Source organism: Mucilaginibacter sp., from assembly GCF_041663085.1.
Taxonomy (GTDB): Bacteria; Bacteroidota; Bacteroidia; order Sphingobacteriales; family Sphingobacteriaceae; genus Mucilaginibacter.
In genome coordinates this window covers 1-23,498 of the sequence record NZ_JBAZRC010000065.1, presented here as the reverse complement: position 1 = coordinate 23,498, position 23,498 = coordinate 1, and the positions used below count along the sequence as shown (strand labels likewise).

General features: G+C 43.3%; 21 protein-coding genes. 8 read left to right on the top strand and 13 right to left on the bottom strand.

The window, feature by feature from the left end; all coding sequences use genetic code 11:
- Nucleotides 1-483: 483 nt before the first annotated feature.
- The 5 genes from WC615_RS13250 to WC615_RS13230 form a co-directional block, all read right to left on the bottom strand.
- Nucleotides 484-1,953 (bottom strand): glycoside hydrolase family 130 protein, encoded by a 1,470-nt coding sequence (locus WC615_RS13250; protein ID WP_372978569.1) that lies wholly within the window; start codon nt 1,951-1,953, stop codon nt 484-486.
- Nucleotides 1,954-2,131: 178 nt separating this feature from the next.
- Complete coding sequence (locus WC615_RS13245) at nt 2,132-3,052, bottom strand: DUF58 domain-containing protein (protein WP_372978568.1); 921 nt, start codon at nt 3,050-3,052, stop codon at nt 2,132-2,134.
- 50 nt (nt 3,053-3,102) lie between these two features.
- The gene (locus WC615_RS13240) at nt 3,103-3,816 is read right to left on the bottom strand and encodes a DUF2490 domain-containing protein (RefSeq protein ID WP_372978567.1); all 714 of its coding nucleotides are present in this window, start codon (nt 3,814-3,816) and stop codon (nt 3,103-3,105) included.
- A 154-nt stretch (nt 3,817-3,970) separates the two neighbouring features.
- Complete coding sequence (locus WC615_RS13235) at nt 3,971-4,993, bottom strand: hypothetical protein (protein WP_372978566.1); 1,023 nt, start codon at nt 4,991-4,993, stop codon at nt 3,971-3,973.
- A gap of 12 nt (nt 4,994-5,005) precedes the next feature.
- A complete protein-coding gene (locus tag WC615_RS13230; protein WP_372978565.1) occupies nt 5,006-6,727 on the bottom strand; it encodes an ArnT family glycosyltransferase in 1,722 nt (573 codons plus the stop codon).
- A gap of 117 nt (nt 6,728-6,844) precedes the next feature.
- Here WC615_RS13230 and WC615_RS13225 point away from each other — a divergent pair, with 117 nt between their 5' ends.
- Nucleotides 6,845-7,303, top strand: coding sequence for a DinB family protein (locus WC615_RS13225; RefSeq protein ID WP_372978564.1), 459 nt, complete (start codon nt 6,845-6,847; stop codon nt 7,301-7,303).
- Nucleotides 7,304-7,517: 214 nt separating this feature from the next.
- On the opposite strand, the gene odhB is transcribed toward WC615_RS13225, so the two are convergent.
- The 5 genes from odhB to WC615_RS13200 all read right to left on the bottom strand — a co-directional run bounded on the left by odhB (nt 7,518) and on the right by WC615_RS13200 (nt 13,774).
- Complete coding sequence (odhB, locus tag WC615_RS13220; RefSeq protein WP_372978563.1) at nt 7,518-9,107, bottom strand: 2-oxoglutarate dehydrogenase complex dihydrolipoyllysine-residue succinyltransferase; 1,590 nt, start codon at nt 9,105-9,107, stop codon at nt 7,518-7,520.
- Nucleotides 9,108-9,203: 96 nt separating this feature from the next.
- Nucleotides 9,204-12,011: a 2-oxoglutarate dehydrogenase E1 component gene (locus WC615_RS13215; RefSeq protein WP_372978562.1), complete on the bottom strand. Its 2,808-nt coding sequence runs from the start codon at nt 12,009-12,011 to the stop codon at nt 9,204-9,206.
- A gap of 97 nt (nt 12,012-12,108) precedes the next feature.
- Nucleotides 12,109-12,231, bottom strand: coding sequence for a hypothetical protein (locus WC615_RS13210; protein WP_372978561.1), 123 nt, complete (start codon nt 12,229-12,231; stop codon nt 12,109-12,111).
- Between the two features lie 35 nt (nt 12,232-12,266).
- Complete coding sequence (locus tag WC615_RS13205; protein WP_372978560.1) at nt 12,267-13,589, bottom strand: DASH family cryptochrome; 1,323 nt, start codon at nt 13,587-13,589, stop codon at nt 12,267-12,269.
- A gap of 47 nt (nt 13,590-13,636) precedes the next feature.
- Nucleotides 13,637-13,774 (bottom strand): DUF2256 domain-containing protein, encoded by a 138-nt coding sequence (locus tag WC615_RS13200; protein ID WP_372978559.1) that lies wholly within the window; start codon nt 13,772-13,774, stop codon nt 13,637-13,639.
- Between the two features lie 43 nt (nt 13,775-13,817).
- Here WC615_RS13200 and WC615_RS13195 point away from each other — a divergent pair, with 43 nt between their 5' ends.
- The 4 genes from WC615_RS13195 to WC615_RS13180 all read left to right on the top strand — a co-directional run bounded on the left by WC615_RS13195 (nt 13,818) and on the right by WC615_RS13180 (nt 17,279).
- Nucleotides 13,818-14,531: an SDR family NAD(P)-dependent oxidoreductase gene (locus WC615_RS13195; protein WP_372978558.1), complete on the top strand. Its 714-nt coding sequence runs from the start codon at nt 13,818-13,820 to the stop codon at nt 14,529-14,531.
- A gap of 91 nt (nt 14,532-14,622) precedes the next feature.
- Complete coding sequence (locus WC615_RS13190) at nt 14,623-15,282, top strand: TetR family transcriptional regulator C-terminal domain-containing protein (RefSeq protein WP_372978557.1); 660 nt, start codon at nt 14,623-14,625, stop codon at nt 15,280-15,282.
- Nucleotides 15,269-15,946, top strand: coding sequence for an HAD family hydrolase (locus WC615_RS13185; protein ID WP_372978556.1), 678 nt, complete (start codon nt 15,269-15,271; stop codon nt 15,944-15,946). The genes WC615_RS13190 and WC615_RS13185 overlap by 14 nt, the downstream gene beginning before the upstream one ends.
- Before the next feature lie 7 nt (nt 15,947-15,953).
- Nucleotides 15,954-17,279, top strand: a complete 1,326-nt coding sequence (locus WC615_RS13180) for an ABC1 kinase family protein (protein WP_372978555.1) — start codon at nt 15,954-15,956, stop codon at nt 17,277-17,279.
- Between the two features lie 441 nt (nt 17,280-17,720).
- On the opposite strand, the gene WC615_RS13175 is transcribed toward WC615_RS13180, so the two are convergent.
- Nucleotides 17,721-17,945 (bottom strand): hypothetical protein, encoded by a 225-nt coding sequence (locus tag WC615_RS13175; RefSeq protein ID WP_372978554.1) that lies wholly within the window; start codon nt 17,943-17,945, stop codon nt 17,721-17,723.
- A 186-nt stretch (nt 17,946-18,131) separates the two neighbouring features.
- Here WC615_RS13175 and WC615_RS13170 point away from each other — a divergent pair, with 186 nt between their 5' ends.
- The 3 genes from WC615_RS13170 (at nt 18,132) to WC615_RS13160 (ending at nt 21,856) form a co-directional block, all read left to right on the top strand.
- Nucleotides 18,132-19,574, top strand: a complete 1,443-nt coding sequence (locus tag WC615_RS13170; protein ID WP_372978553.1) for an SDR family oxidoreductase — start codon at nt 18,132-18,134, stop codon at nt 19,572-19,574.
- A gap of 67 nt (nt 19,575-19,641) precedes the next feature.
- Complete coding sequence (locus tag WC615_RS13165) at nt 19,642-20,547, top strand: TIGR01777 family oxidoreductase (RefSeq protein ID WP_372978552.1); 906 nt, start codon at nt 19,642-19,644, stop codon at nt 20,545-20,547.
- A complete protein-coding gene (locus WC615_RS13160) occupies nt 20,540-21,856 on the top strand; it encodes a deoxyribodipyrimidine photo-lyase (protein WP_372978551.1) in 1,317 nt (438 codons plus the stop codon). The genes WC615_RS13165 and WC615_RS13160 overlap by 8 nt, the downstream gene beginning before the upstream one ends.
- 1 nt (nt 21,857) lies before the next feature.
- Here WC615_RS13160 and WC615_RS13155 read toward each other — a convergent pair whose 3' ends face one another.
- A complete protein-coding gene (locus WC615_RS13155; RefSeq protein ID WP_372978550.1) occupies nt 21,858-22,835 on the bottom strand; it encodes an FKBP-type peptidyl-prolyl cis-trans isomerase in 978 nt (325 codons plus the stop codon).
- 6 nt (nt 22,836-22,841) lie between these two features.
- Nucleotides 22,842-23,345 carry an FKBP-type peptidyl-prolyl cis-trans isomerase gene (locus WC615_RS13150; protein WP_372978549.1) on the bottom strand — a complete coding sequence of 168 codons (504 nt, stop codon included), beginning with the start codon at nt 23,343-23,345 and terminating at the stop codon, nt 22,842-22,844.
- Nucleotides 23,346-23,498 lie beyond the last annotated feature (153 nt).

Here is a 23,498-nt window from a genome sequence, read left to right as displayed (position 1 = left end):
AATTGATCCAACATGAAAAAACAGGTTTTTTAGTGAATACGGTTGATGAAGCTGTTGATGCTATAGGTGAGCTAAGATCCATAAACCGCGCATATTGCCGCGAATGGGCCAATTCTCAATTCTCTAAAGAGAAAATGGCAGAGGATTATTATAAGTTGTATCAGCAGATATTGGGGTAGGCACCTTTGCCATTAATACTCTTATGCTGATCTGGTATCTGCATAGTAATTATATCATGTATAATGGTGACGCTATTTTGCCAGTAGTCAATTTCGATATCCACTGGCTATCAGTTACATATAAATAAAACGAGTGTTCACGGCAGTGAACGTGAACACTTTCGCAATCGCTCGGCTCCAGCCGAGTGATAAATATTACATGGCCTCTGGCCGCATTAGACCAAGTCGGCCGGAGGCCTAATAATAGTGGTCACTCGGCTTGAGCCGAGCGACTGCATTAGCTTAGAATAACAATTGGTTATTTCTAATCTATCCCGTCTTCCTTAAACTTAGCAAGCAGTTCATCCAGGTCAACTTCAGCAAATGATGTTGATGAATCGGAGATGCCGTAAGGGATAATGAGTTTATTATTATGGATCATAGATCCGCAAGAGTACAATACGTTTGGTACGTAACCTTCACGCTCGTCGCTGTTTGGTACCAATAGGGGCTCTTTCAAGCGGCCTATCTCTACAGTAGGGTCGTCTAACTTAAGCAAACTTGCGCCCAGCACATAACGGCGCATTGGGCCTACACCATGGGTTATTACTATCCATCCGTCCCTGGTCTCTATCGGCGATCCGCAGTTACCTATCTGTACAAATTCCCAGGTAAATTTTGGTGTTTGCAACAGATCGGGTTTTTCCCAGATATTGATCTTATCCGAGTACATGATGTAATTATTGCACCCATCAATACGCGATATCATGGCGTATTTACCATTTATTTTACGGGGGAACAGCGCCAGGTTCTTGTTCTGCGCACCAGCCCCGTATAAAGGCATAATCTTAAAATTATAAAAATCGCTGGTTTGCAGCAGCTTTGGCATAATCAGCGAGCCATCGTAAGCGGTATAAGTAGCGTAATAGGCGTAGGTACCATCCTCATTAACAAACTTAACAAAGCGGGCATCTTCAATACCCTTACGCTCGTACTCTGATATCGGGAAGATCACCCTGTCTGAAATATCGGTATCCAGCGAGAAAACGATCTCGTAGTAAGAATCGGCCAACCACAGTACCTTATCATACTCCAGGCGTACCATATCATCTTCCTGCAGCTTTTGCGAGTCTAGAATAATGCGGCGCAGGTTAGAGTATTCAAAATGATGATCAAGCTTATCCTCCAGTTCATGCAACACACTGATGTTGATCTGGGTGATAGCAGCTTTCTCTAAAAACAGCTTTTTATTATAAACCGCATTGCGTACAATTTCGGCCTCGTCAATATAACTGCCGGCCGGTAAAACGGTTATCTGGTTATCCTTATCAATCATCGCCCGGCGAAAAGTGATGGAGCTGATATGCCCCTCGCCTACTGCCCTAAAGCTAATGATAACCCGTTTCTGTCCGTCTTCCATTTCGGTTTGGTCGGGGTCTTCCACAATAGAAGGGTTAAAGAACGCTGCCGATTCGATAGAATACTCATGCGTAAAGTACGAACCTATCAATAGTTTACGGTACACGGTAAGTGTATCAAAATCTATCCCCAGTTCGGCAATAAGCGGTTTAAGCTTACTGCAATGGCGGTTAAGCACACGGGTTATATTACGGTGGCGTTTAGAATATTCCTGGAGCAATGGCGATACAATGCCGAAAGCGGTATCTTCTGAGATACTCATTACGCGCTGCAGAACCTCTTTTGCCCTGTCATTTCCATTAAAGAAAAATCTTGCTATTACACGCTTCGGATCGGGATTTACTCTTATTGGTTTTCGTTCTACAGAAAGTCTCATACTAAATAGATGCGTTTATTCAATAACACCATGCCCGCTAAATTGATTTGCGCAATTTCACAAAGCTTGATATTATCTGTAAATATTACATTATATACGTAAACACGTTGTTTTAAATTTGATTTAATTAACAGTTGATAGTTTAAGCGCAAATTTCAGACCGCTATGCCAGCCGGTTTCAGATCATGCTGTTTCTTTTGATAAGGTAGGTTTTCAGGATCTCGTTATACCCTTGCTCAATATCGGCATCCACTAACTGAATGTGGTGCTGGGCGCATTTCAGCTCCAGTTGGTGGCGATAATCTTTCAGGGCTGTTTGGTAGCTATCGCGAATTTTGTTTGGATGCACGCGTACTTCGGCGCCGGTTTCTATATCAACAAAATGATGCGGGCGGTTATCAAAATTAAAGTCCTGCTCTTTTTGCTTGCTGGTAACGTTAAAAATGATTACCTCGTGCTTTTTATACTTAAGGTGTTGGATAGCCGCGAAAAGCTGCTGTATTTTTTCGGGGTTCAGGCTATTCTCCAGCATATCGCTAAAAATAATCACCATTGATCGCTGGTGGATCTCGCCGGCAATGTGGTGCAACACCTGGGTTATATTGGTTGAAGTATTTTGTTTAGGATGGTCGTACACCCTCTCCAATTCGGCATACAGGCGAAACAAATGTGTTGAAGTTGAACGCGCCGGACTCATCCAGTCCATCTTATCCGAAAAAAGGCAAAGCCCGAATGCATCCCGCTGTTTTTTAAACAGGTACATGAGCGAGGCGATTGCATATACCGAGAACTGTAGCTTGTTTGTTCCCTCTGCCGGGAAATTCATGGACGATGAAGTATCCAGCAATAAAAAACAGCGCAGGTTGGTTTCCTCTTCAAACTGTTTTACAAAGAGCTTATCGGTGCGGGCAAGCAGTTTCCAATCGATATTTTTTACAGATTCGCCATTGTTGTATAACCGGTGCTCGGCAAACTCAACCGAAAAACCATGAAACGGACTTTGGTGCAGGCCGGTTATAAAACCTTCAACAACCTGCCTGGCAAGCAGTTCCAGATTGGCCAGTTGCCGTATATGCTGATCGTTACTAAGTATGGGCATAATGCAAGATATAAACTTTAACGTTTATGATACCCGCTTATTTTGAACAGTTAAAACCTGGTATAAATTGCAGCCTGCAAAACATGGTTAATTACGTAGGTTTCGGTTTGTTTGATGTACTGGTTTAGGTAACCAAACTCCACATCGGCCTTTTTATGCAGGCGGTAACCAAGGGCTACATAAGCACGGTTTTGATCGAAAAAGTGTTTATTAACCTTGTTATTATTCTGCACATTGGCGAATACCTCGTTTTGTAAACCTACGAAAGCACCTTTATTAAACGTTTCTGTTTTTTTAAACGGTACAACCGCCCTTGCAAAGTAACGCAGGCGCTGCGAAAAGTAATGATCTGTTCTGTTGGTAGTATTACCTAAAAACCGTTGCTCCAGCCTGAAGCGGTGTTGCAGCGTACTGGTCTTTCCAATTTTTGTATTAATGATGAGTTGCTCCCAAATGCGGCTCTCAGGGCGAAAGGTTTCTGCACCGCCTGCTCCCCTGCCATTGGTGGTTATGTAAGCATAACCCAAAGCACCCATTTTATTTTTATCGAAATAATAATTTACCGATGGGCGCAGCAAAAGATGTTGCAGATAATCGTAATGATCAGCAGAGCGGAACTGCGCATCAAATGACATCCCCCATTTATCAGAAAATTTCTGCGTATGGAATAATGCTCCCCAGCCCGAAAAACGGTTCTCCTGCGCAAATAATTTGCCGGATGTTAATATGGTGATGAGTAAAAGTAGTGTTAGTATTTTTTTCATAAGAGGATAGTGGTATGATGCGAAGATAAAAAACTATGCTTACCTGCAAAAAAAGTTTGTCACCCTGGGCGATAGCGAAGGATCTAATCGGCTACATGTACGTTGACGAATAGATGCTTCACTATGTTCAGCATGACAAGTTTTATAATGTTTTCTAATCTTTAAACTTTACCAAATTTTTCCTGCCGATATCATATGTTAACCTAAAAGCCTCCTGGTTGCTAAAATGGCCGGGGGTATTGTGCAGGCTAAGTACAAACTGCCCTTTTAAGCCTTTTGCAATAAACGGGGTGTAAATAATATCAAGCCTGTTGTAGGTTTTATACTGATAGTAGGCATCGCCAAAAGCAATATGATGGCCGTCGCCTTTGTAAAATTCATCATTCAAAGCAAAACGTTTATAGCTTGCATATGCACTGGCTACAAAACCTTTGGGTTTTTGCCAGCCGTCAATCCCCCTGCTGCGTTCTAACGACAACATACCGCCTGCTTCAAAACTTAACGAATCCAGGAAGGTTTTGTGGCTTAAGTTGGCACCAAGCCTGATCTGCGCTGCGCCGTTATCGCGGATATGATCGTTAGGGATGGCAATTGCCGGGCCTGCATCATGCAGTAAAAAGAAATAATGCGACACATAAAACGGCCCGCTTAACGATGGCTGGTATTTACCCGAAAAACCGAACAGGAATTGCTCCCTATCCACATCGGTTTGGCGGCTTACCCAATCAATCCAAACAGTTTCGGTAAAGTGGCTGTTTTTAAATCGCGTTAGCAAACCTTCTACATTGGGGCGGTAATAACGCAGGGTATCGTTCAGCATGGCCCGCGGGTAATCGGTCAGTAAACCTTCGCGACTAAAAGCACCAGCATTAAACAACCAGTTTTTACTTGTAAAACTATAATATGCAACCGGGTTTACACGTAAAAAAAATGGATTGCCGCCAAACTCGTGCAGGGCATTGGCACCAAAAATAAAGTGGTTGTTGCTATCTATATTAAAGCCAACATCAGCCGTAATACGTACGCCCGAATAAGTGCGCGACCGGGTTACAAACTCCTTGTACTCACGATTATCAAAAAAACTCATTCCGTTTAAATGGAAATCGACGTTCTGCGCACTTGCTGCGCCTGTTGCTAAAATAGTGGTTAATAGAAATAGGTATATTTTTTTTATCATACTCTGTAGTTATTATTCAACTGTAAATTTTATGATGCCACTGTTTTTACTGCCCACAAACGGCTCAGTACGTAACGAAAAAAACAGGTCGAAAGTACCTTTTTGCATGGGTGCTGTTACCGTCATTCTGTAGCGTGTGCTTTGCCCTTTTTGTAATGTTATTTTATTAAAAGTGCTATCGGCCTGTTGTACACTTACCGGCGTAACATACTCAAAAAAGCAGGCCTCTAAACATACCGGATGCTTGTACCCTGCGTTGGTAAAATTAACAGCAAAAGGGTAAGGGTTGGTTATTGCAAGGTCAAATTCGATTTTTTGCCCGGGGCTGGCTTTAATTTTAGTTTTACCGGTTTCAATAGCTATTTTCTGATAGGTACGCGCGTCGTCAACCCAGCCACCATACCAGGTGCCGGCATCGCATTTAATGCTATCTGTAGTAGTACCGGGTACCTGATTCTTTAACAAAAGGTAAACGCGCTGATGCTGCATACTATCTTCCATCGGCCACATATCAAACATAGTGCGCCCGTAATAGCGCGAATCGTAGGCGAAACCCTTAAGGCTGCGGGTATAGTAACTGTACTTCGACGGGTTCTGAAAACCTTCGTCCATCACCACAAAAGCATTACCTGCCTTTTGATGTACCAGGTTTGCCCATTCATGAAAACCAAAATAGCTTTTCAAAGCTTCCACCTTTTTTATCACCGGCAAACCAGCCATTATAGTAAACCTTAATATTAAAATGATGGCGATATTGGCAATAGCTAAGTTATAAAACCACTTAACATTAAAGTTTTGTTTTTGAAAATCGATCAACGTAAGGCTTATTAACGGCACAAAGGCGATTAGTGTATAATGTGGCTGCACATTTACTTTAAATGTATTTAGCAAGAAAAATGCGAACGTCCCGATTGCATTGAACATTAAGCCCCGGGTAAATACATTAGTTATTTTTGTAGTAAAGCCACGGTAAAACAAGTACCAACTTATCAACGCTCCGCCCAGCAGCAGTTGCCCGGCAATAAATGTAATGCTCATGGTAACATTATACCCAAAAGCCGACGGGCGCTCAAAAAGCTGGTAATTAACCGCAGGGAAGCCCCTGTGCATTTGCCATAATATATGTGGCGTATAGCATAGTAAACCTGTTATTATAGCCAGGTAAAAACTTTTCCGGGTAAATAGTTTAAGGTTTGATAAAAGTGTTAACCCAACTAAAAGCACACCATGATATTTACTGTAAAGCAGGCAGGCCACAATTATGCCTATTATGAACGCCGTGAACCAGCTATCCTCATCAACATACTTTTGATAGAAATAATAAAACAGCACCGCAAAAATAAACAAAGGCGAATCTGGTGTGCTGGTAAAGCCATATACATGGAAAACCAATACCCCCGATACCAGCAGCATAAACCATTTGGCGCTAACCTGGTATTTTTTCAGGATAAGCCAAAGCAGGTAAATAGCCAGGCTATTGCCCAGCACCGTTAGCAACCGCAGGCCAAACTCGTTATGGAAAAGCGTATCGCCAATTTTGATGAACAGCGCCACCATGGGCGGGTGGTAAAAGTACCCCCAATCCAGCTTTTGGGCAAACATCCAATAGTAGGCTTCGTCGGCATGCAGCTCAAGGGTATAGGCTTGTAAGGCGTTCAGTAGCATCCAGCACAAAACAAAGTACCATATAGGTTTATTGGATTGAGTAGTACTATTTACGGTGGTTGCCTGCATTGGTGCAAAGGTAAAATAAAAGCAGTAAGCTTAATACCACTATTAGCGATACATCAAATTACATTCAATTGATAATAGCACAGGAAAAACTCCGCAGAAAAATTCAATATTTGATGTATGATTACCAATACCTTAACCACCCTGCGCGTTACCCGCCTGCATTTATTGCATTTGATAGAAAACCTGACCACCGAGCAATTGAACAAAGTGCCGGCCGGTTTTAATAACAACATTATATGGAATGTGGCGCACGTTATATCGGCCCAGCAAGGCGTTTGCTATACCCGCGCCAATGTGCCTTTTATTGTAGACGGTAAATATTACACCCCATACCGCCCAGACACCAAACCAAACGGGTTTATTGACAGCGCAGAGGTTCACATCATTAAAGGCTTGTTGATATCAACTATTGAACAACTGGAAACCGATTACAACAACCATGTATTTGATAATTATACCCCATGGGCAACCCGCTATGGCGTGCAGATAAACAATATTGATGAAGCTGTAAACTTTGTACCATTCCACGATGGGATGCATATTGGGTATGTAATGGCGTTGCGGAGGTTGGTATAAAAAACAATTCTCCCTATGTCATTGCGAGCGATAGCGTGGCAATCTCGTCGTATGCAAAGCGTTCATACATTGGCTGCGAGATTACCACGTCGCTACTCATCACTCGGCTGGAGCCGAGCGACTGCAAAATTCGTTAACAAAAAAGCCCGGCATACACCGAGCTTTCTGATATCATTTAGATTTGACAACTTTTAAAAAGTTGTCAAATCTGTAATTACACGCCTAACAACAATCTTGTTGGGTCTTCCAGCAGTTGTTTAACACGTACCAGGAAGCTTACCGATTCGCGGCCATCAATAATACGGTGATCATATGACAGGGCCAGGTACATCATCGGGCGGATAACCACCTGTCCGTTTACGGCAACCGGGCGCTCAATAATATTGTGCATACCCAATATTGCCGATTGCGGCGAGTTGATGATAGGTGTTGACATCATCGAGCCAAACACCCCACCGTTAGTGATGGTAAATGTTCCGCCGGTCATTTCTTCAATGGTCAGTTTGCTTTCGCGGGCTTTGCCTGCAAGTACCACAATAGCTTTTTCAATTTCGGCCAGGCTCATGCTCTCGGCATTGCGAATAACCGGAACTACCAAACCTTTTGGTGCAGATACAGCGATAGAGATATCAGCAAAATTGCTGTATACCACCTCTTCGCCTTCTATACGGGCGCCAACAGCAGGCCATTCTTTTAAAGCTTCGGTAACCGCTTTAGTAAAGAACGACATAAAGCCAAGGCCCACACCGTGTTTCTCTTTAAATTTATCTTTGTACTTGCCACGCAGTTCCATTATCGGTTGCATATCCACTTCGTTAAAAGTGGTTAGCATAGCGGTTTCGTTTTTAACAGCTACCAAACGCCTTGCAACTGTTTTACGCAACGACGACATTTTTTCGCGGCGATCGCTACGTGGTCCTTGAGGTGCGGCCGGGGCAGCTACTACAGGGGCAGCGGCGGGCTTAGCGGCAGGTGCAGGTGTATTTTGTGCATTCAGAGCATCTCCTTTGGTGATACGGCCATCAACGCCGGTACCATTTACAGATGTGGTATCAATGCCTTTTTCGGCTAATATTTTTGCAGCAGCAGGCGATGGTGTACCCGATGCATAAGTTGTTCCTGCTGATGGTGCAGCCTGCGGCGATTCGTTCACCTTATCGGCAACTGCCGGGGTAACCGGTGTTGCAGCAGGTGCAGCGGCGCCAGCGCCACCTTCAATGGTACAAACTACAGCGCCAATGGCAAGGGTATCGCCTTCTTTGGCTATGGTTTTTAAAGTACCGGCTTTTTCGGCGGTTAATTCAAAAGTTGCTTTGTCTGATTCCAGTTCGGCAATGGCTTCGTCCATTTCAACAGCATCGCCGTCTTTTTTGATCCAGCGCGAAAGGGTTACTTCCGTTATCGATTCGCCAACCGGTGGTACTTTTATTTCTAATGATGACAAACCACCCTGAGCCGGTGCCGGGGCAGGCGCGTTTTGCGGAGCAGCAGGGCTGTCAGCTTTCGCTGGTTCATCTTTAGCAGCAACAGGGGCCGCTGGTGCTTTATCAGCTGCGGCGGCAGGTGCGCCTGTTTCGTCAATAGTTGCTACAACAGCGCCAATGGCTAATACATCGCCTTCGGCTGCAGCTGTTTTTAAAGTTCCGGCCTTTTCGGCAGTAAGCTCAAAAGTTGCCTTGTCTGATTCCAGCTCGGCTATTACTTCGTCCATTTCTACGTGGTCACCATCCTTTTTTTTCCAGGCTGATAATGTTACTTCGGTAATGGATTCGCCTACCGGCGGAACTTTTATTTCTAAACTCATATTTTATTAGTTATTAGTGAACGGTGAATAGAGAGTGGTTTTAGCGTGGCGACCTGTAAGTTTTTCAACTACTCACAATTCACCAATTACTACTCACTAATCTGCACCAGCATTAGCCATTTTCTCGGCTGTTTTTTTAATCGTTTCTTTAACTGCTTTGCCTGCAGGTGCTTCAAACGCCTTTGATACAATGTATAACTGCTGTGCCGCGTGTTGTTTGGCAAAACCGGTAGCAGTGCTGCTTCCCTCTAAACGCGATATCACATTCAGGTTTAAATATTTATCGTTATGGAATTTGCGGCAAATGTATGGCCATGCGCCCATGTTTTCCGGCTCTTCCTGTACCCAGAAAAATTCTGTAGCCTTTTCGTATTTGGCTTTAACCTTTAATATCTGTTGTACCGGTGTTGGGTATAATTGTTCAACACGTACTATGGCTATGTCCTTACGTTTATCAACCTGTTGTTTTTCAAGCAGGTCATAATAAACTTTACCGGTACAAAGCAATACACGTTTTACCTTTTTAGGATCAGCGTAGGTATCATCTATCAACTCGTGGAACTTGCCATTGGTAAAATCCTCAAGCGGCGATACACAGTTAGGGCTGCGCAATAAGCTCTTCGGTGTAAATATGATCAGCGGTTTACGGAAACTGCGGTGCATTTGCCTCCTTAATATATGGAAGAAGTTTGCAGGGGTAGTACAGTTAGCTACCTGTATGTTATCATCAGCGCAAAGCTCTAAGAAACGCTCTACACGTGCTGATGAGTGCTCGGGGCCCTGGCCTTCGTAACCATGTGGCAATAACATTACCAAACCGTTACCACGCTGCCATTTTGTTTCGGCGCTGGCAATGTACTGGTCAACAATGATCTGCGCACCGTTAAAGAAATCGCCAAACTGCGCTTCCCAAATGGTTAAGGCTTTAGGGTTAGCCAAAGCGTAACCATACTCAAATCCTAAAACACCATATTCAGATAACAGCGAGTTAAAAATACTCAACTTTGCTTTGGTGTCTATTGTTTCAAGCGGGGTGTACTCATCCTCAGAATCAGCCAGGGTAAGTACCGCGTGGCGATGCGAGAAGGTACCGCGTTTAACATCCTCACCACTTAACCTTACCGGGAAACCTTCTTTTAATAAAGTACCGTAAGCAAGCAGTTCGCCCATGGCCCAGTCGAACACGCCGGTTTTGTTAACCATAGCGTTACGGTCCTGGAACAGTTTCTCTATCTTCTTAAAAAACTCTTTATCCTTTGGCAATACAGTAAGTTTGTTACCTATCTCGGTAATAACTTCTTTGGTAACCGAAGTATCAACCGTACTGATCAGTTCGCTGTGGTTGGCCAGGTGCAGGCCGCTCCAGGCGCCTTCAAACATTGGGATGGTATCGGTAAACCTGTCGGCAGCTTTTGCTTCATCCAGCATGCCCTGTAGTTCGGCACGGAAATCTTTTTCGATAGTTTTTACATACTTATCGTCGATGGTTCCTTCGGCTATCAGTTTTTTGCTGTAGATCTGCAACGGGTTAGGGTGCGCCTCTATAGCTTTGTACAATACCGGCTGGGTGAATTTTGGCTCATCAGCCTCGTTGTGGCCATAGCGGCGGTAGCATAGAATATCGATAAATACATCCTCGTTAAACACCTGGCGATATTCCATCGCTAAATTAACTACATAAACCAATGCCTCAACATCGTCCCCGTTTACGTGGAACACAGGTGAAAGAACTGTTTTGGCCACATCGGTACAATAAGTACTTGAGCGGGCGTCTTTATAGTTGGTGGTAAAACCTATCTGGTTGTTTATAACCAGGTGAATGGTACCGCCTGTGCGGTAGCCGTCAAGTTTTTCCATCTGTAAAACCTCGTAAACAATTCCTTGCCCGGCTACAGATGCGTCACCATGTATTAATATAGGGGCGATCTTTGAATGGTCGCCATTATGTTTAAAATCAATTTTTGAACGGGTTATCCCTTCAACAACAGGGTCAACCGCTTCTAAGTGCGATGGGTTGGGGCAAAGGCTCAGGTGAACTTTTTTGCCCTGTGATGTTTCTACATCGGTTGAGAAACCCAGGTGATATTTTACGTCGCCGCCAAACGGAGATTCGGAATCAAAGTTTTTACCTTCAAACTCAGAGAACACCTCTTTATAGGTTTTCTCCATAATGTTGGTAAGCACGTTTAAACGGCCGCGGTGCGCCATACCGATGATAAATTCCTCGATACCCAGGTCAGACCCTTTGATGATAACCGAATTAAGCGCAGGGATCAAAGCCTCGGCACCTTCTAACGAGAAACGTTTTTGGCCCAGAAATTTTGTTCCCAAAAAGTTTTCAAAAACAACGGCTTCGTTCAGTTTGGCCAGCATCAGTTTTTTCTCGTCGGCGGTAAAGCTTGGAGTATTGCGTTTGCTTTCCATCCTGTCTTCAAACCATTTTAGTTTTATAGGGTTGCGGATGTAGGTATATTCTGCGCCGATAGACTGGCAATAAGTTTGTTCTAATAACTGGCGGATATCGCGCAGTTTAGCTGGGCCTAAGCCAACTTCAACGCCGGCGTTAAACACAGTATCCATATCAGCTTCGCTTAAACCAAAGGTTTCCAGCTCTTTACCGGGAAAATACTTGCGGCGTTCGCGCACAGGGTTTGTTTTGGTGAATAAATGGCCGCGGGTACGGTATCCATTTATCATGTTCATCACATTGATCTCTTTTATAAAGTGATCAGGCGTGGTGGCAGTTGCTGCCCCTGGTTTTGCCTGGTTATCTTTACCAAAATCAAAGCCCTCAAAAAACTTTTGCCAGCCGTAATCAACAGATTCGGGGTCTTGTTTATAAGCTTCGTAAAGTGTGTCAATGTAGGCTGCGTTTCCGCTATCTATATAATTTAGGCGATCCATGAGAAACCAATGTTGTAAAACGGTACAAAATTAAGCATAATACATTCAAATGCTGAAATAATATGCAATTACTTTACTTAAATTTTTCCAAAAAAGACTAACCGGTATGTTTTGAAGGACTGTGGAAGATTTTTTTAGCAAAACTGCGCAAATAGGAAACCCCTTCAAGCAGTACGGCCAGGAGGCCTATAATGATGGTAAATTGTTCAAAAGGGTTCATAATATAAGTACGTTTAATTAACCCTTTTGTTGTGCCTACTCGCTAATAATCGGGGTTTCGTCAATTGCGTTGGCCAAAGGCAGCCAGGTGGTAATAAAATCGCTTTTATCATCTAACTGGTCGGTTGGTTTGGCGGCGTTAAAAAAACGGTTGCTTTTGGTATCGTTACCTACCCCGGCCACAAAAGCCCAATTGCCCCAGTTGCTGGCGGGCGAGTAATCAATAAGTTTCTCTTCAAAGTACAACGCGCCTTTTGTCCAGTCAACCTGTAAGTCTTTGGTTAAATAGGTTGCAACGGCCTGCCTGCTGTAATTAGTAATAAAGCCTGTTGCGTTTAGCTGGTGCATAGATGCATCAATAAACGGAACGCCGGTTTGGCCGTTCTTCCATTGTTCAAAAAGTTCGTCCTGGTTATCGGCCATATCAGGCGCATCACCAAACCCTTCCGAGCGGAAGAACGTTTGGCCGTGCTTTTTAAACATAAAACGGAAATAATCCCGCCAAAGCAACTCCAGCATAATGGGATCGGTATTGGGCAGGTGGTTTTCGCGGTAATAGTTCACTACTTCCCAGTAAACCTGCCTGGGCGATATACAGCCTACAGCCAGCCACGGGCCAAGGCGAGATGAATTGCAATTTGCGTTACGTCCGTTTTTATTTTGACCGTTCTGAATCGAACTTTCCAGATACTGGTGCAGTTGCTTTAAGGCTGCGGTTTCGCCGCCTGTTATTTTTTCTCCGGCGCGGATATCATCTAAAGGCTCGGGCACCCCCAGGTCTGTAAGAGTGGGCAGTTCGCCGGCATCGGTAATTTCGGGCACATTAATATATTCCGGGCTAACAACACTTGGCCTAACCGTGCTATCGCGTTCAACCTTCTTTTTAAAGGTAACAAAGCTATCTGGGATATCTTTTATGGGGAATGGCAGGTCTTCTTTATGGTACATAGTATGCCCAATAAAGTGTTTCAGGTTCAGTTTCATTTTCCAAAGGGCAGCCTCTACCCTTTCAGAAACATCAGTTTCATCGGGTGCAACCTCGCGGTGATGGTAAACTTCGCTTACCTGGTATTCTTCGGCCAATTGGGTAAGTACGTCGGCAGGGTCGCCGGTACGGATAAGCAATTCGGCACCAAACACATGCAGGTTTTTCCTCAGATCGGCTACAGCCTCTAACAGGAACCGGGCACGGAAACTACCGGTTTTTAAAGCACCTAACGGGCTGGTTTTAAAGTAAAAAGGATCAAAAATATATACGGGTAAAACTTTATCGGCCCTGCGCACGGCTTCGGATAATATTTCATTATCATGTATGCGCAAGTCATTCCTAAACCAAACCAATATAACCTTTTCACTCATATGAACAACTAATCTAAAGTTATTTAGATTAGTTACAAAAATGGTAATTATTTATTTGCCCTGCACCTTTCACTACAATATTTGACATCGCCCCAACATTTAGCCCATTTTTTGCGCCAGCTAAAGGGCCGTAGGCATACCGGGCAGGTTTTTTCAGGTATGTTTTCTTTTAGTATCCTGGCCATATTATATATATAACAAATAGTATTACTAAGTGTTATGATACCTATGAGTTTAAAAGATAAGAACGTTCTGGTAGTTGGTGGCAGCAGCGGCATTGGCCTGGCCCTGATCAGGCACCTTGCCATACAGGAAGCAAACATATTTAATATATCCCGAAGCCGGGCCGACTGGCCACCGGGTGTAACACACCTGCAGGCGGATGTACTTGGTGATTTAAGTGTCCTTGAGGACAAACTGCCGCAAACCATCCATGGGTTGGTTTACTCGGTTGGCAGCATCAACTTAAAGCCTTTTCAACGTTTAACCGCAGGAGATTTTTTAAACGATTACAAACTTAATGTACTTGGCGCTACCGAAATAATAAAACTTAGCCTAAAGGCTTTAAAAAACGCCGGTGGCGCAAGTATAGTGCTCTATAGTTCGGTTGCAGCAAAAGCAGGAATGCCTTTCCATGCCAGCATAGCGGCAGCAAAAGGCGCGGTAGAAGGGCTAACCTTATCATTAGCTGCTGAATTGGCCTCATACCAGGTAAGGGTAAATGCTATCGCTCCATCTTTAACCGATACACCGCTGGCCAAAAACTTGTTAAGCACCGATGAAAAACGTGAAGCATCGGCTAAAAGGCACCCTTTAAGCAAAATAGGTACCCCTGATGATATTGCGCTGGCCACCCAGTTTTTATTGAGCGATCACAGCAGCTGGCTTACAGGGCAAATAATTGGTATAGATGGCGGGCTTGGCAACCTAAGGCCTTTATAAAATAAGGTTGTAAACCAACCGTTTAATTATAGATAGCAATGACAAATTAAAAAAGGATTATACTTAATTTTATACTGTAAAACCAAACATTATGGCAACTGTCGAAAGTATCCAAAAAGCATATATTGATCATGTACTAACCGAAGGCCAGCAGCCAAAATCGGTTTATGTATTCGCCAAAAAAAATAAAATGCCCGAAGAGGAGTTTTATCGCTTTTTTGGCTCGTTTGATGCCGTTGAGCAAAGCATTTGGGCCGATCTTACAGATAAAACCCTAACAGAAATACGCAGACAGGAAGTTTGGGCACAGTATTCCTCGCGCGAAAAAGCGCTGTCATTCTTCTATAGTTTTTTTGAGTTGTTGAAAAGCAACCGCAGCTTTGCTGTGTACAGCATCAAAAAACACCGCAGTTTGGGCACACCAAAGGTATTGGAGCCAACCAAAGTGCTGTTTGAGAATTTTGCCGAAGGTATTATAAACGAAGGCATGGAATCGCAGGAATTAAGCGACCGCAAATTCTTCAGCAAGCGTTATAAAGATGCGCTATGGATCCAGTTTGGTTTTGTGCTTAACTTTTGGATAAATGATGATTCGGCCGGGTTTGAAAAAACCGACGAGGCTATTGAAAAAGGCGTTAACGTAACGTTCGACCTGTTTCAGCGTTCGCCGATTGACAACCTGTTTGAGTATGGCAAGTTTTTGGCTAAAAATGGTGGGATAAAAGAGAAAATGGGATTTGGAAGTTTCTAAGCATGCAACCTTTGCTGCCATATTTGATATGGATGGCACCCTGATAGATAACACACAGTTCCACTTTAACGCTTGGCAGCAGCTTTTTAAAAAACGCGGATTGCCCGAATTAAACAGGGACACCTACTTAACCGGCATTAGCGGTGTATCTATAATAAACACGCTAAAAAAATACTTTGGCAAAGATTTAGGCGAGGCCGACTTAAAAGCGCTGGCAAAAGAAAAACAACGACTTTACGAGACAGCTTTTAAGCCCTTTTTACGGCCCGTAAACGGCCTTGAAAAGTTTTTAAACGACCTTAAAAAGGCCGGAGTTAGTATAGCACTCGCCACATCCTCAAACATGGATGATGTGGATTTTATTTTCGGCACCCTTGCCATAAGGAAATACTTTGATACCATCATCACCGGCGCCATGGTAAGCCAGCCTAAACCATCACCACAAATATTTTTAAAAGCCGCCGAACAACTTGGCGCCCACCCCGAAAAGTGCGTGGTGTTTGAGGATTCCCTATCGGGATTAGCGGCCGGCAACAATGCAGGCATGAAGGTTGTTGGTATTACTACCGACCATCCTGCCCAAAACATTACCAAACTGGCCAACCTGGTAATTAATGATTATGCGGACATAACACCGCAAAAATTGGCTGCATTATTTGATTAGATATACCATGAGTGAGAATACCACTAAAGAGCAAAACAGCATACCCACCAGTAAAGTTGAACGCAGCGCCAAATTTGTAACCACAGGTTTTAAAATTGGCGGCAACTATATTAAACATTATTCCAAAAAACTGTTTAACCCGGATATGGATAAATCCCAGCTGAATGAGGATAATGCTACGGATATTTACCAATCGCTTAGTCAGCTAAAAGGCAGCGCGTTAAAAGTAGCGCAGATGCTGAGTATGGATAAAAACCTGTTGCCGCAGGCCTATGTAGATAAATTTACGCAATCGCAGTATAACGCGCCGCCGCTTTCGGGCCCGCTTATTGTGCAAACGTTTAAAAAATACTTTGGTAAAAACCCCGATCAGATCTACGACAAGTTCAACATCCGATCAACCAATGCGGCATCAATTGGCCAGGTACACCAGGCCGAACTAAACGGTAAAAAACTGGCCGTAAAGATCCAGTATCCCGGCGTGGGCGATTCCATCTCGTCCGACCTTAAACTGGTAAAGCCATTCGCCTTCAGGATGCTGGGCATGAGCGAAAAGGAACTTGATATTTACATGCGCGAGGTAGAAGAGCGCCTTTTAGAAGAAACAGATTACGAACTGGAGGTACGCCGCTCGATAGAGTTTTCTATCGCCTGCAAAAATTTGAACAATGTGGTGTTCCCGGGTTATTACCCCGACCTGTCAAGCAAACGCATCATCACTATGGACTGGCTGGAAGGCCTGCATTTAAAAGAATTTTTGGCCACCAACCCCTCACAGGAACTGCGCGACAAAATTGGCCAGGCCCTTTGGGATTTTTATAACTACCAGCAGCATGAGCTGCGCGCTGTACATGCCGACCCACACCCCGGTAATTTTATGATAACCCCCGAAGGCAAATTGGGCGTGATTGATTTTGGCTGCATAAAAGTGATGCCCGATGATTTTTATTACCCGTTCTTCTCACTTACCTCAACAAATTTGTTTGATGATAAGGAAGAAACCATCAAAGCTTTCCGCAAGCTGGAAATGATATTGCCTAATGACACCCCGGCGCAGATAGAATTTTATTACACTATGTTTAAACAGATGATAAGCCTGTTTGCAAAACCCTACATCACCAATACGTTTGATTTTGGCCAAAAAGCTTTTTTTGACGACTTATTTGGATTTGGCGAAAAAGTAGCAAAAATGCCGGAATTTAAACAAGCACGTGGCGTAAAGCACTTCATCTACGTAAACCGCACAAATTTTGGCTTATACAATATATTGCACGATTTACAGGCACGCGTTAAAACAGATACTTATAAGCCACATGTTGAAGCTATAGCCTAATTTAAAGGCTAAATAAATTTAATAACCAATGCAATAGAAAGGCAAAGGGTACAGATCCAGGCAAGTGTTGCGCGTGTATACCAGGCTTCAATTTCGTTTACGCGGCCTGTACCAATATATGACCTGGAACGGCGCCGACAATACACACCCAACGATATGAGTGAAACAAATAAAATGCAAATAGCATAGATGATTTGTTGTTCAAAAGTATGTGTGAGCATAATATTAAATTATCACCGGTTAATGTGCAGCATCAACCCATAACCACATCAGGCAAAAATTTCACCAGATATTATTACACTAATACGTTAATGTTAAGTTTATGGTTACAGGCCTTTAAAGCAAATATTTTTTGTACAGCCAACAAGCAGATCATTTTATGCCCGTATTTATAACCGGGTTTTTTTTGAACAATATGGGGAATTTATGTCCTTAACGGCATTACACCTCACTCAAAACAAACTCCGCAACCATAACAAAGGCCAGTACAAATGTAACCATCCAGATTACGGCAGACTTCGTTGCCCATATTTGAATATCTGTTACGCGCCCCGTATTGACAAACGATTTAGCCCTTTGACGGCAGTAAATGGCGTAAACGCCCAAAAGTACAATTATTGCGATGCTAGAGAATATTAGCATCAGCTGAAAATCTTTTGTAAACATATCTTTATAGTGTAAAATTTTATATAATTAACACTATCTTAACAAGAGCCGCGATAAAAAGTTTATTGCGAAAGCTTTTTTTTGATAAAATTTACTTTAACGAAACATCACCATCAATCAACCGGCGACCTCAACTATGAGCATTAATCAGCAAAACACCCGGGCACTTCTTTTGTTGCACATAACATGAAAGTGTTACTTGCAGGTGCTAACGGCTATATTGGTACACGGCTTATACCGGTTTTGCTTGAAAAAGGCCATACCGTAGTATGCCTGGTGCGCGATAAGCGCCGGTTTCATGAACAAAACGATTACAGCGAACGCGTAACCCTGCTTACTGGCGATCTGCTCAAAGAAAAAAACATCGAGCCTATACCCAATGATATCGACGCGGCCTATTACCTGGTACACTCTATGGCCCAGGCCGATGATTTTGCCGCGCTCGAAGCACTATCAGCACACAATTTTGTGCAGGCAATTAATAAAACTAACTGTAAACAGGTCATCTATCTAAGCGGCATCACTAACGACAATAATTTATCGAGCCACCTGTTATCGCGCAGGCATGTAGAAGATGTACTGAAAGAAAGTAAGGCCGCGCTTACGGTATTACGGGCGGCTATTATTATCGGCTCCGGCAGTTCATCGTTCGAGATCATTCGCGACCTTACCGAAAAACTCCCCGTCATGACCGTTCCGCGCTGGGTAAACACCAAATGCCAGCCCATTGCCATCCGTGATGTACTGGGTTATTTAGAAGGTGTGCTGCTGCATGAGGCATCATTCCATAAAACATTTGACATTGGCGGGCCGGATATCCTCACCTTTAAACAAATGATGTTAACCTACGCCAAGGTGCGTAAACTAAAAAGATACATCATCATTATACCGTTCCTGTCGCCTAAAATTTCATCTTACTGGCTGTACTTTGTTACATCAACCAGCTACTCGCTGGCACAAAGCCTGGTTGATAGCATGAAGAACGAAACCATCATGAAAAACCATGATATAGATCAGATTGTAAAACGCGAATGCCTTACTTATGAGGAAGCGCTGAAACTGGCCTTTAATAAAATAGAACAAAACTCTATTGTAAGCAGCTGGAAAGATGCCCTGAATAACGGCTACCTAACTGCCGGCTTTATGGATCAGATAAAGGTACCACAAAACGGCACACTGGAGTATAAGGTTAAGCAGCCTTTTAAACGCGAAAGCGGCGAGGTGCTTAAAAACATTATGGCCATTGGCGGCAACCGCGGCTGGTATTATTGGGACTGGATATGGAGCATCCGCGGTTTTTTAGATAAACTTTTTGGTGGCGTAGGCTCGCGCCGGGGCCGTACCAGTAACATAAGTGTTTCGCCTGGAGATGTGATAGACTTTTGGCGGGTGCTGCTGGCTGATAAGGAGAACAACCGCCTGTTGCTGTATGCCGAAATGAAACTACCCGGCGAAGCCTGGCTGGAGTTTAAAATTATTGAACGCCATAACCAAACCTTCCTGAGCCAAATTGCTACTTTTAGGCCCAGGGGCTTGTGGGGCCGCCTGTACTGGTATTTAATGTGGCCCTTTCACCTTTTTATATTTAAGGGTATGGCTAAACGGATAACTAATTTTAAAGAAGCCTAATAGATCATAGGCTATGGTTGATAGTACCAACAATTCCTATGAACCATAACCTATTAACCATGAACTAATGAACAAAAACATCCTCATCACCGGCGGCTCGGGCTTACTGGGCAGGCAACTTACCAAAGCGCTGTTAAACCTGGGCCACACAGTTAACCACTTAAGCCGCAGCCCGGGTAAGGACCCGCATGTTAAAACCTTTTTGTGGGATGTTGATAAAGGCCGGATAGATGAGCACTGCATTGATGGTGTAGATACCATTATCCATTTGGCGGGCGCCGGTATTGCCGATAAGCGCTGGACAGATGAGCGAAAACGCGAAATTGTGGAAAGCCGGACCAAATCTATAAGCCTTATTTATGGGCTAATGACAGATAAAGCACACAAGGTGCATACAGTTATATCGGCATCCGGGATTAATTATTATGGTAACCGTGGTAATCAACTGCTTACCGAGGACAGTGCCCCCGCGCACGATTTTATTGGCAATTGCTGCATAGAGTGGGAAAAAGCGGTTGATGAAGGCAAGCAGTTCGATCTGCGTATCCTGAAATTCCGCACCGGGGTGGTACTAACTACCGAAGGCGGCGCGTTACCACAACTGGCCCTGCCTGTAAAACTGGCAGTAGGCTCTCCATTGGGCACCGGTAAACAATGGGTGCCCTGGATCCATCACCAGGATGCTATTGATATGTACCTGTTTGGGCTGGGTAATGAGCAACTTACCGGCGTTTACAATATGGTTGCGCCACTACCTGTAAGCAATAAAGAAATGACCGCAGCCGTTGCCAAACAATTACATCGCCCGTTTTGGGCGCCAAATGTACCTGCATTTTTAATTAAACTGCTTTTTGGCGAAATGGCCAGCCTGGTATTGGGCAGCACAAAAGCATCGGCACAAAAAATAGAGGCTGCTGGCTTTAAATTTAAATACCCTGATATTGCTTCGGCATTAAAAGAAATTTATGGATAAGAATACCCCTGTAAGTGTTTTTTGGTTTAGGCGCGATTTACGCGTTGAAGATAATGCCGGCCTGTACCATGCCCTTAAAAGCAGCAAACCGGTACTACCTTTTTTTATTTTTGATAAAGAGATACTGGATACACTGGAAGACAAAGATGATGCACGGGTAACTTTTATTTATAACGCAATTGAGGAAGTAAATAAAGAATGCCATAAACACCATAGCAGTTTACTGGTGGTTTATGATACCCCTGAGCATGCCTGGAAAAAACTGCTTGAAGAATACAACGTAGCCGAAGTGTATACCAACCATGATTATGAGCCGGCCTATGCAAAAAATCGTGATAGCGATATAAAAGAGTTGTTGGCCAAATACAATATTGCCTTTAATACCTATAAGGACCAGGTTATTTTTGAAAAAGCCGAGGTTGTAAAAGATGATGGTAAGCCTTACACCGTTTATACACCTTACAAAAATAAGTGGTACCAAAAACTAAAGCCTTTCTATCTGAAGGCCTACCCGTCTGAAAAATACCTGAAAAACCTGCATAAGTTTAAAGCACCCGCAATACCTGCATTATCAGAAATGGGCTTTATAAAAAGCCAGGTAAATTACCCCGAAAAGGAATATGATAACATAATTGCCGATTACGCCAAAAATCGCGATTTCCCGGCTATAACCGGTACATCGCACGTTGGGATACATTTGCGCTTTGGCACGGTAAGCATCCGCCGCTGTGCAAGGGATGCACACAAAGCACATGAAAAAACCTGGCTGAACGAACTGATATGGCGGGAATTTTATATGATGATACTATATCATTTCCCACAAACGATGAACCATGCCTTCCGCCCCGAGTATGACCGTATTAAATGGATAAACAACGAGGAACAGTTTGAAGCCTGGTGCAAAGGCGAAACCGGTTTCCCGCTGGTTGATGCCGGCATGCGCGAACTGAATGCGACCGGGTACATGCACAACCGGGTGCGCATGGTAGTTGCCAGCTTTTTAAGTAAAGATCTGTTGATAGACTGGCGCTGGGGCGAGCGTTATTTTGCCCGCAAATTGCTTGATTATGAAATGGCCAGTAACGTTGGCGGCTGGCAATGGGCGGCTGGCAGTGGTACAGACGCTGCGCCATACTTCAGGATCTTTAACCCGGATTCGCAGCTTAAAAAATTCGACCCCAAACTGGCGTATATAAAAAAATGGGTTCCGGAATATGCCGACTTTAGCAAATATCCAAAACCCATTGTTGACCACGCATTTGCACGCGAAAGGTGTTTAAAGGCTTTTAAAGCAGCCTTAAGCAAATAAACTACAGATCTATCCCGGTGACTGTGAAATCAAATTTCAACACAGAATTTGCGGGGATACCAGTTGTAGAAGAAGCACCTATCCCAGTTGCTGATGGTAGTATTATCTGCAAAGATGTACCAGTTGTAGCATGATGTTCCAGCACATGTTCTACCGCTGGCCCATATAGTGACTTTAAATCATATGGTGTATATACTACCGGAGTAGTATAGTTCGCATAATCAAATGAGAAAGTGTTAAGCAAAGATCCGCCATAGGTCAATGTTAATTTTGAAAACTCGCTTATAGCACCAACAGTACCCGTACCCGGTGTTACTATTTTATAGTAATAATATTTTTTTAACTGTATCCCCGAAGAGTCTATTAATACAAAGTCTTTTGAATAGTCAGTTAAATTATGTGCGGTTAAAAAATTATTGATAACCTTGTCATCATAAGCACTTTGATCGCCAATTACATTCACGTAATAATCCAGGCATTGGTTACCGGCTATGCGGGTGTTAACATTGGTTATACTTCCTGATCCATAACCACTTACACCATACGCAAGCCTTGATGGTATCAGCAATCGCATACTGCTGCCTTTGTATCTTAAAATATTATGGATAGCAAGCTGCACACCTTCAGGCAAGTTATATTGACTCTTGAAGTACCCCAAAAAACCATAAATGTGATTGGTAATAGTATCTGAAGAAATATATTTTCCATCAAAAGACTTCAGCGTATAAACCAATGATATTTGATCGGAATACTTAAGTGTATCGCCCGTACCTTGCGATATTATTTTATACCGTATACCTGTTGTCCCTGTTCCATCACGGGTGGTGTCCTCGCTAAAGCCTGTTAAACCGTTGTCAGCAATATACTTTTGTATCTGTTCCTGGTCGTATACCCTTATGTCTGGTTGATCCTGCGTTTTTTTGCAGGCTGATAAGCCGGTTGCTACTATTAATAAAAGGGTAAAAATCTTTTGTTTCATCTAAAGTTAGTTCGTTACATCTAAAAGTTCAATCTCAAAATCCACCACCGAGTTCTTAGGCAGATTTAATTCGGGCTGATCGTACGGACCGTAAGCATATCTTGATGCCGCTATAATACGTATTTTACCACCTTTATTTATTTTCGGGATACCAAGCTTCCATGCCCTTAACACCTCCCCTAAAGTAAAAGAGGGATGAAAGTTATTGCTTTCGGCAAATATCTCGCCGGTTAACAACTTCTTGCTTTTGTAATCAATTGTTATCCTTGTTGAATTTGTGAACAATGTATTGCCGCTACCCGGTGTATTTATAACATAGTAAACACCCGTTGCAATACCCGCACTGTCAACCCGTTTTGCATCTAAACCCGGATTGGCGGCAAGATAATCCTGTATTATTTTATCATCTATAGCTGCTTGTGTACGTTCTTCGGCAACGGGATCGTATCCCTTTTTGCAGGCCGACAAACAAATAACAGACAGAAATAATATCAGCAGTATCCTGTTCATTCTATTTTCAGAAGGCAAATTTATTGTTTTATATGGCAAAACCATCAGCTTAACACTTTTTAACAATTAGCATAACGTTAAAAAGTGTGTTTTATGGCTTATAGTTGAGGGTAAGCTGATTTATTTTTTTCAGCATCTCTGTTAAATACTGTT